Origin of the sequence: Kitasatospora cathayae (genome assembly GCF_027627435.1) — a bacterium.
In the GTDB taxonomy this organism is placed as follows: Bacteria; Actinomycetota; Actinomycetes; order Streptomycetales; family Streptomycetaceae; genus Kitasatospora; species Kitasatospora cathayae.
Window position 1 is genome coordinate 26,539 of sequence record NZ_CP115452.1, and the last position, 12,973, is coordinate 39,511.

At 71.4% G+C, this 12,973-nt stretch carries 11 protein-coding genes and 1 pseudogene; 6 read left to right on the forward strand and 6 right to left on the reverse strand.

The features are described from left to right. Window positions 1–48: 48 nt before the first annotated feature. The 3 genes from O1G21_RS40620 to O1G21_RS40630 all read left to right on the forward strand — a co-directional run bounded on the left by O1G21_RS40620 (window position 49) and on the right by O1G21_RS40630 (window position 2,058). Complete coding sequence (locus tag O1G21_RS40620; protein ID WP_270151841.1) at window positions 49–456, forward strand: Imm7 family immunity protein; 408 nt, start codon at window positions 49–51, stop codon at window positions 454–456. 204 nt (window positions 457–660) lie between these two features. Then, window positions 661–1,272 carry an SMI1/KNR4 family protein gene (locus tag O1G21_RS40625; RefSeq protein ID WP_270151842.1) on the forward strand — a complete coding sequence of 204 codons (612 nt, stop codon included), beginning with the start codon at window positions 661–663 and terminating at the stop codon, window positions 1,270–1,272. Window positions 1,273–1,449: 177 nt separating this feature from the next. Continuing rightward, window positions 1,450–2,058, forward strand: a complete 609-nt coding sequence (locus O1G21_RS40630; RefSeq protein ID WP_270151843.1) for a hypothetical protein — start codon at window positions 1,450–1,452, stop codon at window positions 2,056–2,058. Window positions 2,059–2,549: 491 nt separating this feature from the next. On the opposite strand, the gene O1G21_RS40635 is transcribed toward O1G21_RS40630, so the two are convergent. From O1G21_RS40635 to O1G21_RS40645, 3 genes are read right to left on the reverse strand one after another with little or no spacing between them, the layout of a single operon-like run. Continuing rightward, window positions 2,550–3,008 carry a DUF6009 family protein gene (locus tag O1G21_RS40635; RefSeq protein ID WP_270151845.1) on the reverse strand — a complete coding sequence of 153 codons (459 nt, stop codon included), beginning with the start codon at window positions 3,006–3,008 and terminating at the stop codon, window positions 2,550–2,552. Continuing rightward, a complete protein-coding gene (locus O1G21_RS40640) occupies window positions 3,005–4,630 on the reverse strand; it encodes a DNA primase family protein (RefSeq protein ID WP_270151846.1) in 1,626 nt (541 codons plus the stop codon). Before O1G21_RS40640 ends, O1G21_RS40635 begins: the two co-directional genes overlap by 4 nt. Then, on the reverse strand, window positions 4,627–5,721 hold the full coding sequence (locus O1G21_RS40645) for a bifunctional DNA primase/polymerase (protein WP_270151847.1): 1,095 nt from the start codon (window positions 5,719–5,721) through the stop codon (window positions 4,627–4,629). Before O1G21_RS40645 ends, O1G21_RS40640 begins: the two co-directional genes overlap by 4 nt. Before the next feature lie 1,140 nt (window positions 5,722–6,861). Between O1G21_RS40645 and O1G21_RS40650 the strand changes: the two genes are divergently transcribed. Next, window positions 6,862–7,452, forward strand: a complete 591-nt coding sequence (locus O1G21_RS40650) for a hypothetical protein (protein ID WP_270151849.1) — start codon at window positions 6,862–6,864, stop codon at window positions 7,450–7,452. Between the two features lie 554 nt (window positions 7,453–8,006). Here the strand turns inward: O1G21_RS40650 and O1G21_RS40655 are convergent. Continuing rightward, window positions 8,007–8,903 (reverse strand): hypothetical protein, encoded by an 897-nt coding sequence (locus O1G21_RS40655; protein WP_270151850.1) that lies wholly within the window; start codon window positions 8,901–8,903, stop codon window positions 8,007–8,009. 174 nt (window positions 8,904–9,077) lie between these two features. Here O1G21_RS40655 and O1G21_RS41950 point away from each other — a divergent pair. Both O1G21_RS41950 and O1G21_RS40665 read left to right on the forward strand, forming a co-directional pair. Further along, window positions 9,078–9,656 (forward strand): annotated as a pseudogene (locus O1G21_RS41950) (hypothetical protein); the annotation flags it as partial. Window positions 9,657–10,303: 647 nt separating this feature from the next. Then, complete coding sequence (locus tag O1G21_RS40665; protein WP_270151854.1) at window positions 10,304–11,251, forward strand: DEAD/DEAH box helicase; 948 nt, start codon at window positions 10,304–10,306, stop codon at window positions 11,249–11,251. A gap of 197 nt (window positions 11,252–11,448) precedes the next feature. Here O1G21_RS40665 and O1G21_RS40670 read toward each other — a convergent pair whose 3' ends face one another. Continuing rightward, window positions 11,449–12,543, reverse strand: coding sequence for a hypothetical protein (locus O1G21_RS40670; protein ID WP_270151856.1), 1,095 nt, complete (start codon window positions 12,541–12,543; stop codon window positions 11,449–11,451). 130 nt (window positions 12,544–12,673) lie between these two features. Continuing rightward, complete coding sequence (locus O1G21_RS40675; protein WP_270151858.1) at window positions 12,674–12,916, reverse strand: hypothetical protein; 243 nt, start codon at window positions 12,914–12,916, stop codon at window positions 12,674–12,676. Between the last annotated feature and the right edge of the window lie 57 nt (window positions 12,917–12,973).

Sequence of the window (12,973 nt, forward strand, 5' to 3'; positions counted from 1 at the left end):
CGGAACTCTGATGCACGGCCGGCGGGCCCGCCCGTAGGCTGCGGTGCCATGTTCGAGTACCACGGCTGGATCAACGTTCTGGAGACCGCCGGCGCCGACGACGGCGACATCGCCGGTGAGGACGCGCGCCTACGGATGGTCGCGGAGGGCATCCAGCGGAGGATCGACGAGATCGCGAGCCCCTACCTCCTGGATCTGCGCTGGATGAACGGCGCGGTGTTCGTCCACTTCGGGGGCCAGCCGAATCACCGCGCTCGGGAGATCCTCGACTTCTTCCGCGAGGTCGGCGTGCGGGCGCCGGGTTCGTACGGCCTGCTGCATGTGCGCGATGACGAGGACTCCGTACACGGGAACGAGGTCCGTGTCCTCCGGATGGTCCGGGGCGAGGTCGACGAGCACGCGGAGCCGTTGCTGTCCCCGTGCATCCCGGTCCTGGAAGACCCCTTTCGTGGCTGACCGCGCAGCCGGACGTGGCTGACACCCCAGCCGGCGCGGGCCGGGCAGGCTCGGTCGTGGGCCGAACTGCCCGGCCTGTTCGCTCTGTTCACTCCTGCCCGGCTGAGGCGATGTCACCGGCACCGGTTAGCCTCGGCGGCGGACCGCGACGTTCGTGGCGGTGATGGCGCGCGTTGTGACGCCCGAACCCGATGAGGAGAGCCGGTGCCCGACTATCTCGCCGAGGTCTTCGCCATGCTCGGCCCCGGCGAAGGGCGCTTCGCCGGTCCTGACGCATGGGCCGCGCTGGAAGCCGAGATCGGCACCCGGTTCCCCGAGGACTACAAGGCGATAGTCGACGCGTACGCACCGGTGCAGATCAACTGGCACCTGTCTCTCAAGCACCCGGCCACCGAGCGCTGGAGCCTCGGGCAGGACATCCGCGAGACGTCCCGGGCCTGGGCCGCGCTCGACTGGGACCGGGAGAAGTGGCTTGAGCCGGAGGAGAACGTCCGCGTGGTCCTCGGCCTGGAGGAGGTTCGGTTCGGGACGAAGGACGGCCTGATCCCGATCACCAGCACCGACCGAGGCGAGTACGTCTTCCTGGCACCGCTGCCCGACCACAGCGGGCACCGGATCTGCGCGGTGGAACACGACGGGTCCTGGTTCGAGTACCGGATGAGCTTCTCCGAGTGGCTCTACCGCTACCTGGTCGGCGAGGACATGGTCGGCCCGCACAGCTCCGCCTTCTATCCCGGCCCGGTGCTGCTCGAACCGCTGCCGATGTCACCCGATGACAGGCCCGCACCGATGTACGGCCCGGAGCGCGGGATGTGACGGACGCGGGCGGTTCCCCAAGCACCCGCAGGGCTCCTCGAAACTCCTCGTGATCGCCCTGGGCCTCGCCGGCCCACCGCCGCCACCGTCCACGCCCAGCTACTCCTGCACCGCGCCTGGGCGATCCGCGGCGGGGAGTACGCGCTCGACGTCCCGGCCGGCCGGATGGCCAGGTTCATGGTCCAGCTGAACGCTGCGATGGAGGCCGCCCAGAAGGCCGCCTCGCTCGCGCCCGAGGACCCCGGCCCCTGGGTGGTCATGGTCACCGCCGCCCGCGGGCTCCGGTACGACCACGACGAGTTCCGCCGACTCTGGAGGGAACTCGTCACGCGTGCCCCGCACCACTACGAGGGCCACTGCCAGGCCCTCCAGTACTGGTGCGCGAAGTGGGCCGGCACGGACAAGCTGATGATGGAGTTCGCCGAACGCACCGCGCACAAGGCACCGGTCGGCAGCCCACTCGCCGGGGTCTACCTGCACGCGCTGTACGAACTCACCCGACGCTCCGGCCCCTCGGCCCTCCCGTCCTCACGCACGGCCAAGGATCTGCTGGAGAACGTCGCCAGATCACTGAACCAGGCCCCCGACGACGACCAGAGCCTGTACCACCTTCGGCACCTCCTGGCCCACTACCTGGTCAAGGCCCGACGCTACGACGCCGCACTGGAGCAGTTCCGCCGCATCGGCCCCTGGTGCGGCGCGGAACCCTGGACGAACGAACGCGATCCCGTCACCGCCTTCGACCTCGCCCGGAGCGTCGCCGCGCTCAGGGCCCGGCAGAGCTGACGCTCGCTCTGAGGCATCCGGATGGGCAGTAGCGGCACGTCAGAGGACCACGGACGGCCGGACAGAGTCCTGGAGATGGGGAAAGAAGAGCGCGCTGGACGGCCTGCGGGCGCGGCTGTTGACGCTGGAGGCGGAGGTCGGCCGCCTGCGCGGTGAGGCCTCGGCGACGAATGCGACGGCGGCGGTGACCGCCGGCCGGGACCGCGCGGAGGTCCGCTCCGCCCCGCAGGCCCGTGCCCGGGTACTGAACGCCACCCCAAAAGCCAGGCCGGGCAGCCCGGTCGATGACGCGCATCCCCGATGCGCTCGGCGTCATGGTCTCCGGCCGAGCCGATGAGCGGACCGACGAACGGATCCAGGTCCTGCGGACGCACGCCGAGCCCCTGGAGAGGCTCAGCGCCCCGGTCGCCGAGCACGGCCAGGTCCTGGAGAGCCTCCTGTCGGGCCAGGCGATCCTCCAGGAGGATCAGCGCCGGTACGCACCCCGGACCTCAGCGAGACCCCGCGGATACCCGCCCCCCCCGGCAACCCCGCCCCGCCCCCGCCCCCCCCCCCGGGAGCGTTATCCCCAGTTCGAGCATGGCCGGGGAGGCCGGCCCGCCCTCGGAGCGCTCGGTCTTGTAGCCCTTGACGCCGGGGGCAACGGTGCGCGGGTCCACGGCCTCGGAGGGGGCGCCGGTGGTGTAGAGGCCGTCCGGGTCCTGGTCGCGGTCGTGGGGGAGCAGCCAGAAGACGCGGCGGCGGAAGGTGCCGGAGGCCCGGGAGGACTTGGCGTCGGGGCCGAGGATCGCGTAGCCGACCATGCGGCCGTCGCGGTGGTAGGCCGGGCGGCCGCGCCGGGTGGTGAGGCGGTCGAGCGACTGGCGCACGTAGTCGAGCTCGGTGGTGTCCTCGAGCCAGACGAGATCGGTTTCGTGGGCGAGCTCGGCCGGGTCGATCAGCGCGCTCACGCGTTCTGCTCCTCTGTGTCGTCGGTGATCAGGCCGATGCCCGGGTAGTACTTGCGGCTGTTGGACAGGACCATCTCCTTGGGAGAGGTCATACCCAGTGTCTCGCGGACTCGTGCGGCGAACGCGCGGCCGGATACGGGATTGGCCCCCTCGAAGCCGCACCAACGGGTGTAGGCGCCGAAGAGCTGGGACTGTTCGGCGCGCATGCCCTCCCCGGTGATGCAGGCCTCCTTGAGGAAGCGGCCGACGTGGTCCTCGGTCTCCGCGTAGGCGGTGGTGGCGGTCTGGACGGCCTGGGGGCCGGCCAGGTCCTTCTCACCGGCGAAGTAGCGGCGGGCGCCGTCGATGAGCCAGGCGAGGATACCGGGGCCCTCCTCGGCGACGAGGACGTGGGCCAGGTTGTCGATCTTGCGTTCCTCGGGGACGACCCGTTCGAAGGGGATGAGGCGCATGCGGCGCCAGAAGGCGAAGCCGCCGGTGCCGACCTCGGGGCGGTGGTTGCCGAGCAGCCAGAGCTTGTGGGTGGGCTCGAAGGAGAAGAAGTCCTGGCGCATCCGGCGGGCCTTGATCTTGTCGCCGCCGGTGAGGAGCTTGACCCGGGCCTCGTCGAAGCGGTCGCCGGGCTTGAGTTCGGAGCAGACGATGATGCGCCGGCCGTGGAGTTCGGCGAGGTCGGTGGGGTGGCCGTCGAAGGTCTTGGCCATCAGGAAGCCGGGCGGGGCCGCGTCGGCGTAATCGCCGAGCAGCTGGATCATGACGTCCAGCAGGACGGATTTGCCGTTCTTGCCCTGGCCGTAGAGGAAGGGCATGACCTGGGCGCCGACGTCGCCGCTGATCGAGTAGCCGAGCAGCAGGTGCAGGAAGTCGCGGGTCTGGCGGCCTTCCTTGTCGTCGCCGAAGGTGTCGGTGAGGAAGCGGTCCCAGCGCGGGGTGGGCATCCGGGCGGGGGCGAGCGTGGTGGAGCGGGAGTGGTGGTGGACCTTGGGGTCGGGCGGGGCGATGGCGCCGGTGCGCAGGTCGACGACGCCGCCGGGGGTGCACAGGGCGTAGGCGTCGGCGTCCAGGAGGGCGGCGTTGAGGACCATGCCGGGGGCGGACTTGGCCTGGGCGAGCATGGCGTTCATGCCGGAGGTCGACAGCGCCCGGCGGCGGTGCCGGCGCAGGTCCGCGTTGGTGTAGACGCCGCGGGGGTCGTGGGTGGCGACGCTCTCGGCCATCTCGCCGGCGGCCCACAGGACGGTGTCGTCCTCGTCGAGCTGCCAGCGGTGGGTGGCCCAGCGGTACCAGCCGATGCCGGGGACGTGGCGGTAGTCGCGGCCGTAGAGGTGGACGAAGAGCTTGGCGTTGCCGCGGTCGGACAGGGAGTCCGGCAGGAGGCCGTGGGAGCTCGCCTGCGGGCCTGCCGGGGGGCCGTCGGGCTGTCGAGGGGTCAGAGCGGCCTGGAGGGGGGCAGGGGGGGCTTGTGGGGCCGTTACGGGAGTGGGGGAGTCCAGGAGGCTCTCCTGGACGGCGGTGCCGTGCCAGGGCGCCTGCGCGGGCCCGGGGACGGGCGGGTACTCCAGGATCTGCTGGGCAGCGGCCACGGGGTCGAAGACCGTCCTCTTGCGGGTGCTGTCGCTCATCCTCGCGCCTTCCCTACGTACAGGGGCTGCCGGGCACCGGCGGCGAGACCGGAGCGGATCACGGCGGAGCTCTGCCGGTCCTGGGAGGGGCGGGCGGTACGGGCGGCGTCGGCGAGCAGTTGCTCGGCCTCGGTGTGGGTGAGGTGTCCGGCGGAGACGAGGCCGCCGACGGTGTAGGCGGCGCGGTTGAGCTTGCCGGTGAAGCCGGCTCCCTCGGGGGTGGTGGCGCAGTCGGTGACGTCCTGGAGGACGGTGTCGAGGACCCGTTCGGCACCTCGCCTGCCGCCGCCCGCCGCGACGACGGCCTGGCGAGCACGGTCGGGGACGGCCGGCTGGGGCGTGCTGAGCTGTTGGCCGAGGCGGTCCTTGAGGTGGCCGGTGCGGATGAGCTCCTCGGCGAGCCACTGGGGGAGTGGTGCGGGGGTCGTGGCGCCGGGCAGGGGGGTGTAGGTGCCGCTGGTGGTAACGGTGCTGGGGGCGACGATGTAGCCGCCGTGGGCACGGACGTCGACCTGCCAGGCGAGGGCCCGGCCGGTGGAGGAGCCGGTGGAGCAGGTGAAGCGGTGGTGGGCCTGGTCGCGGTACCAGATGTGCAGGCCTCCGGAGGGGGTGCGCACGCGCAGGGTTCCGGTGTCCCGGGACGGGTCGGGTGCCTTGCGCAGGGCGGCGAGCAGGGCGAGGGTGTGGTAGCCGTTCTCCAGGCCGTCGAGGTCGACGCGGTCGTGGATCGGGATGCCGGGCAGGATCCGGTCCCTGGCGGGGACATCGGCGGGGTGGCTGTCGACATCGATGACGACCAGGCCTGCGGGGCCGCAGGCGACCCCGGTGCCGAAGTCCGGGTTGACCCGCCACCAGGCACCGATGAGGTCCTGGTCGGTGGTGGCGGCGTGGAATCCGTGGCACCAGCGACCGACGCGGTGGCAGGAGCAGTCGGTGGGGGAGTGCGGGGAATCCTGGCAGGGCTGGCAGTTCGCCGGAGGGGTCTTGCGTCCCGGGGCCAGCGGATGGACGGGCCAGCCCTGGGCGGCACACCAGCGCGCGACGGCCAGTGCGTCCGGCTGACGCTCCGTTCGGTCGCTCCCCACGGCCATCGGCGCCGTCACGCTGGTCCCTTCCCCTTTGGTTCGGTAGCTGCTGCAGCTGCTTCGGTAGCTCAGTAGCTGCCCGGACTGAGTCGCTTGTTCAGTCGCTGACGGCAAAAAGCCAGGTCAGAGCACTGGTGGGTGCCGGATCAGCGACTGAAGCGACCGAAGTCCAGAAGATAGCTCACACAGACTAGCCGAGCGAGCACATACCGTCCCGGACTGCTGCGACGTGCGGGGAAACTGAGCGACCGAACCCTGGGACAGCGACCGAGTCGCTTCGGTCGCTGTTTTCGGTATGGCGGCGTTTTCGCAGGTCAGAGCCATTTTTAACAGCAAACAGCGACTGAAGCGACTGAAGCCCGGGTCTATAACGCGCACACGCACACGGGAATGTCTTCATATACCCGACCTTGAGTCGCTTGGGTCGCTGATGGGGTGGGCCAATGGGCTCTGACCTGGGATTTTGTCCAGCGACTGAAGCCCAGCGACTGAAAGCGACTGAGTCTCTCGGGCCCTGGCCCCCGGCGTGTCGCGAGTGTCAGGCGCGGATGAAAGCCCCGGGCTCGGTCGCTTGGGTCGCTTCAGTAGCTCCGGTCGCCGTCGGAGCAGCACCACGGTGCCGTCCCCGGGGCAGCCGCTCCGGGGAGTTCCCGCCTGGAGTTCCGGGCTTGGGTCGCTTGGGTCGCTTCGGTAGCTGAGTCGCTGCCGTGGGAAGCGCCCTGCGAGGCCCGTACGGCACGGCACATGGACACCTCGGCCGGTACCCGGAGCTACCGAAGCGACCCTGGGACTGACATGCCCTCGTACTCGGTGCGCTCGACGCCCGCCGCCCCGACCGGCGGTTCGAGGAGAACCGCTCCCGCGGTCGGACGCCAGTGGTATTCATCTGTCGTGTACGTGTACCGGGGGACCTCGACCTCCTGCTGGAGCTGTCGCTGCCGGGAACGGGCGAACGCGTCTATGCGGCCGTCGTCGGCCAGGACGCGACCGGTGAGCTGACGGTGGTGGCGGTCGAGCTGAAGCAGTGGACGTGGGCCGTCCCCTCACCGCTAGAGCCCGGGATGCTGGAGGTCGGGCAGCGGACCGTACCTCACCCCGCCCGACAGGTGGGCGGCTACGTCTTCTACCTCAGGGACTGGGGTCGGCGTGGCCGGAGTACAGGCGAAGGGCGTAGCGGTCCTGCACAACGCGGGCGCCGAGCTGCTCGGGCACCTGCGCGCGATGGGGCCGGCGACCGCGCCGAGCGCCGAGTTCCCGCTGCTGGGCCGTGACGACATCGCCGCCGGCGTCCCCGTGAGCGAGCTCTCGGGGGTGAATCCGTCGATCTCGTCTCGGCCCGGTCGGACGAGCGGGATTCCTCCTCCGGCACGGCGCTACAACCTGGTCGGCAGTGGCCCGTACCTGGTCGATGGGCATGACGGGAGCATCCATCCCGTCCCCGCCACCACGTGGATAGCCGAGGACTGGGAGGAGCTCTACCTCCGGCAGATCAAGGGCGCCAGAACGCCCGACCCACTTGTCTCCACCGTCCGCGCACTCGTGGGCTCCGCCGGGGCCGTGGCCGCGATGAGCCACCTGCGCAAGCAAGTCCCTCGCTTGAGCCTGCAGGAGGCACGGGCCTACGTCAGGGCCATCCAGGACGGAGCCGAACCGTCGGACGAGCTGGCGAACCTCACCAGAGAGGCGCAGAGTTGCCCACCGCTGCCTATCACAACGCTGGCCGGCCCGATCCAGTAGCAGTCCGGGTGACCGAAGGCGGGGCGAGGCCCAAGACGGGCCGCTGGTCCACGCCGGCTGAGCCGGCGCACCACGATGGCGCTCACCGCCTGGCGCATCACGTTCTCGACGTGGGCAGGGAGCGTCTCGTAGTCCCGCGCCCGGCATCGGTTGGGCGGTGATCCAAGAACGGCTTGCGATCAGATCGCTCATCCCGTGCACCTTCCAACCGATGCTGGTGACGGTGGGTCGGCTGGACCCCAGCGGGTGCAGGGAGGACATCGTCTGCGTCGGCTGGACCGGCGCCGGCATCGGGCTGACCCCCGCGGGTGGGGGGAGGACAGCCGGCGGTCGCACCGCGGACGGCCTTCGCCCCGACCGCGCCGGGTGCGGGGAGGACCCTTCGCGACCTGCGGCGAAGCGGCTTTGCCGTTTCTTGACCGTTGGGTTGGTGGCAGTCGTTCGTGTGATGGCAGGGAAGTGAGGTGGCAGCGCTGTTGAGGAATTAAGGAGCGGTGGACATCGTGCCACGAGAGCGTGGACACGGGCTGGGAGAGTTCAATTCTGCTGGGGGCTCAGCCGATTCGGGCCCACGGACGGACCGTGTTGGCCAAGGCCTGCAGCTCCCTCATAGGCAGTGCGCCGATCAGGTCAACCGCTATCGGGTGCCGGGCACCATCGCCAGCTCGTTCGTCCCCGCAGGGGTAAGCCACCCCACGCCTTGGGGCCCCGTCCCGGGCGCTACGGCCCAGATCGCCGACCTCTGCGGCGTCCAGCGCCGCCTCGACCCGCGCGTGATCCGCATCCAGAGCCGGCTCGTCCACCTCCCGCGCGACCCCAAGGCCAAGCCCACGGCCGCGCAGCCCTTCCTCAACAGCTTCCTGCCCCCCGACCTCGCCCGGGTCCGCGCTGCGCTCGGGGACGACGGGAGCGGCCTCGGCCCCGCTCTCGACGCCTACCTGACCGCCCGCCGTGACATCGCCGTCCTGGCCCGGACCGACCTGCGCGAGGACCGCCGTGCGGTGCTCGACGGCGTCGACCCGGTCCTCCACCCCGCCGGGCGCTGGCCCGCGAAGGCCGAGCACCCGCTCGCGCTCAGCCAGCAGTTCGCGGTCAACCGCATGCTCGCCGATGCGCGCACCGCCGACACCGACGGCGGCCTCTTCTCCGTCAACGGCCCGCCCGGCACCGGCAAGACCACCATGCTGCGCAACCTGGTCGCCGCCCTCGTGGTCGAACGGGCCGCCGTGATGGCCGCCTTCCGGCGCCCCGAGGACGCCTTCGTCGGCCGCGCCTGGCAGGGCAAGGACCGCCAGGGCCGCCACAAGCGCTACGTCGCCGCCCTCGACCCCAGGCTGACCGGCTACGAGATCGTCGTCACCTCGTCCAACAACGGCGCCGTCGAGAACATCACCGCGGAGCTCCCCGGGGCCGCCGCCCTCGCCGAGCACTGGCGCGAGGGCCCCGACCACTTCTCCGACCTCGCCTCCGCCCTGCTCAAGGGAGCCCCCGCCTGGGGACTGGTCGCGGCCGTGCTCGGCAACAAGGCCAACCGCAAGGAGTTCAGCGAGCGCTTCTGGTGGGGGCGTTTACCCGAGAAGGAGGCCGACGCCCGCACCGCAGCCGGGCTTCCCGAGCTGCGCGGCATGAACGCCGTGCTGGGCGACTGGATACCGCCGAACGCTCCGAAGCCCGTCGGCACCCCGCGCGGCAGAGGCACCGCCGCCGTACCCTCCCAACCCGTACCCTCCCAATCCGCACCCGCCCAGCCCCTCCCCTCCTGGCGCCAGGCCGTCACCGCCTTCAAGGCCGCCCAGACCGAAGTCGAACGCCTGCGCACCGAACGGACCCGCCTCGCCGCCGCCCTCGCGGACACCGAATCAGGACGCGGCCGGCGCCGCCTCGAAACCCTCGACGACGCCGTCCGGCGAGCCGACGAGCGCGTGGCGGCCGCCGAAGCCCGCCACGCCGCCGCCGCCACCGCCGCGGTGACCGCCGGCAGCGCGGCCCTCGCCGCCGAAGCCGCCCAGCGCACGGTCCACGAGAGCATCCCCCAGGCCCGAGAAGCCCTCGCCACCGCCCGCTCCCAGCTGGCGTCCGCCCGCCAACGCGTCGACCACCACCGCGAATACCTCGACATCCTCACCGCCCGGTACGAAGCACCGCCCGCCACCGAACCCGGCCTGCGCTCCGGACTGCGCCGCCTGCTCCAGAGCAGTGCCGAACGCCAGGCCATCGAGCAGCAGCACGAACGCGCCCGGGCCGAGACCCTCGCCCTCCTGAACCAGCAGCGCACCGCGCTCCACGAGGCCTACGACCAGGTCGCCGACTGCACGCGCACCGCGGAACTCGCCGCCGCCGACCTCCAGGCCCGCTCCACCACCGGCATCGCCGACGCCGACGCCGCCGCCGGCCGGGCCCGCGCCCACGAGGACGCCGCCCTCACCGCCGAGTCCGCCGCCCACGAAGCCGTCCAACAGGCCCGCCGCGAAGCCCGGGCCGCCCGGCGTGACCTCGAGACGGCCACCGCCGAACTCGACGCCGCCCACCGCACCCTCCGCCAGGCCGCCACCGGCTTCCCGTCCCTGCCCCTCGACTGGACCGACCTCGACGACCAGGAGCAGGAACTCGGCTCCCCCTGGTCCGACGAAGCCTGGTGCACCGCCCGCAGCGACCTCTTCATGCGCGCCCTCGACCTGCACCGCGCACTCGTCGCCGCCAACGCCAAAGGAGTCCGCGGCAACCTCCAGGTCCTGATGGAGCTGATGACCGGCACCGGCGGCCCCGTCCCCGACGAGCAGGTCCACCGTGCCTGGCAGACCCTCTTCCTCCTCGTCCCCGTCGTCTCCACCACCTTCTCCTCCACGGCACCATGTTCGCCCGCCTCGGCCGGGGCACCATCGGCTGGATCCTCGTCGACGAAGCCGGCCAGGCCACCCCGCAGGCCGCCGTCGGCGCCCTCTGGCGGGCCCGCCGCGCCGTCCTCGTCGGCGACCCCCTCCAACTCGAACCCGTCGTCACCCCGACCGCCTTGCAACGCCGGCTCCTCCTCGCCTACGGCGTCGACGAGGAATGGCTCCCCTCCGCCACCTCCGCGCAGGCCGTCGCCGACCGCGTCAACCGCTACGGCACCTACCTGCCCGCCCCCGCCGGCGCCGACGACGACACCGTCTGGGTCGGCTCACCCCTGCGCGTCCACCGCCGCTGCGAAGACCCGATGTTCACCGTCAGCAACGACGTCGCCTACGGCGGCCTCATGGTCTACGGCACCCACCCCCAGCCCTTCCCCGACCCCGACCACGACGGACTCCTCCCCAGCCGCTGGCTCGACACCGACGACCCCGACCGCCCTGCCGACGCCCCCTGGGGCGAACGCGACCGCCGCGCCTTCACCTTCCTCCTCGACCGGCTCGACCACCACGGCATCACCCCTGAACGCCTGCGCATCATCGCCCCCTTCCGTGCCCTCGTCGCCGAAGCCCGTACGATCTGCCGCACGCGCCCCGGATGGACCCGCGAACTCCTCGACGAACGCTGCGCCACCGTGCACAAGGCCCAGGGCAAGGAAGCCGAGGTCGTCGTCCTCGTCCTCGGCGGCAACCGCCCCCGCGCCCGGGAGTGGGCCGCCCGCACCCCCCACCTCCTCAACGTCGCCGCCAGCCGCGCCAAACGCCGTCTCTACGTCATCGGCGAACGCGCCCTGTGGTCCCCGCTGCCGTACTTCGACGTCCTCGCCGCCGAACTGCCCGCCTACGACCACATAAACGACCGCGACACCTGGCCCCTCGCCGCCCCCGAACCCCCGGCCCCACCCTCATAGCCCCTCCGCGGCCCCGGCCGCACGGGCCTCGAGGCCTGAGATCGAGCAGCTGGTCGACGCCATCGACGGCATATGGGGGCGGTTCCGGGGAGGAAGAGGAGGAGGGAGGCGACGCTGTACATCCCCTACCGTCTCGAACGGGGCCCGTACGGCGCGATCCAGGCCTCCACCGACTTCAGGACCCTGACCGCCGGCGGCTACACCTGCACCGGACACGCAGGGCGGAACCTGGACCCCAACACGCCGGAGGTGGCGGAGCGGAACCTGCGGAACCTCCTGTTCAGGGACATCACCAAGCACGGAGTGCCGCTCAACGTACAACCGTTCCCACCTGGGGACGGACTCGCCTTCACGTTGACCGTGAAGGCGCCGCGATGAGACTTACACGGGTACCGGACATCATGCAGGGCTTCCGCCCGGGTTGATCGCGTGGTCGAAGGCCGTGAGCCGGTTCTGTTCTTGTCGAGGTTGCACAGGGTGTCGTAGGCGTACTCCCGGGCGATGCCCGACGGGTGGGTGACGAGTTCGCGGTAGAGCATCCAGGTCCCTCCGCGGATGAGCGCCTCGCACTCCTCCTGCTGGGCGGTGTCGCCGACGCTGAAGCACAGGAGGAGGTGCAGCAGAGTGGTGCGGGCGACAGGTGTGGTGAGCGTCGGGTCGGCCAGGGCGGCCAGGACCACGGCGGTGGCGGCGGGAGCGGGCTCCATCAGGTTGGACTGGATCATGACGTGGTCGTCCATCTCGGCGAAGGTGGCTTCACCTTGCGTCCGAGCGTTGACCAGCCGCAGCAGCGCGGCGGGCAGATGGGTCGCCGGATGTCCGCAGCCGCATCGCATGGCGTCCCAGTCATGCCGACCGATCTCGGTGCGGACCACCTGCATGGCCGGGTGCTCGCCGGCGAACGGAGCCACCGGCAACCGGGGGCCGGCGGCGATCGCGTCCCGCTCGGCGCGGTACGCGTCGAGCAGCCGGAAGAACTCCGCGACCGGCGTCGAGCCTGCGGGCGTCTCACGCTCGATCTCGGCGGCCCAGCCGAGCGGGCTGCGTCGGCCGAGGCGTCGCCAGAGCCATTGCGCGAACGAGTCCTCGGGCCAGAAGTCGAAATCCTCCCCACCCCCGTGGACACCCAGCGCGACGCGATAGCCGATCAGCATCGACTGCAGGTGCCGCAGCGACCCGCCGAGCAGCCACATCTCGGGGCGCAGACGCACCTGCTCCAGGAAGTCGTGGACACCGGTGCACTCCTGCCAGTGCTTCGGGGCGGCGTTCCGGGCCCTGTCCTCGGTCGGCATGCCAGGAGCATACGGGCAGCCGCGATCGCTGATGGGTGCAGTTCCCTTGAAGGGAAGGGTTGCGGTCACCCAGCCAAGCGACATCCCTTGATCATCGAGTTGCCCTCTCGCGTTGCTCAAGCCACTCGAGCTACCCGGTGCGGAAGGCGTGTCGGTTTCCCCTTGTGTCAAGGTACGGCTCGAAGGGCGGGTTGACCGCGCAGTCCCGATCGCGGACCTCCCCGCGGTGCGGGCCGACCACGATGAGCCAGCCGGTCATCCCGCATCCGTTGTCGCTGATGAGGACCGCGCCCCGCCCGCGTTCCAGGTGCCAGACTTCGTCGCCGGCGTCCCCGAAGACCTTGCGGTAGTACGTGCGGTACTCGTCGGGCAACGCGACACCGTACTGTGCTTCGACCTCCGCGACCGTCGAGCAGCGATCGTCTGCAGC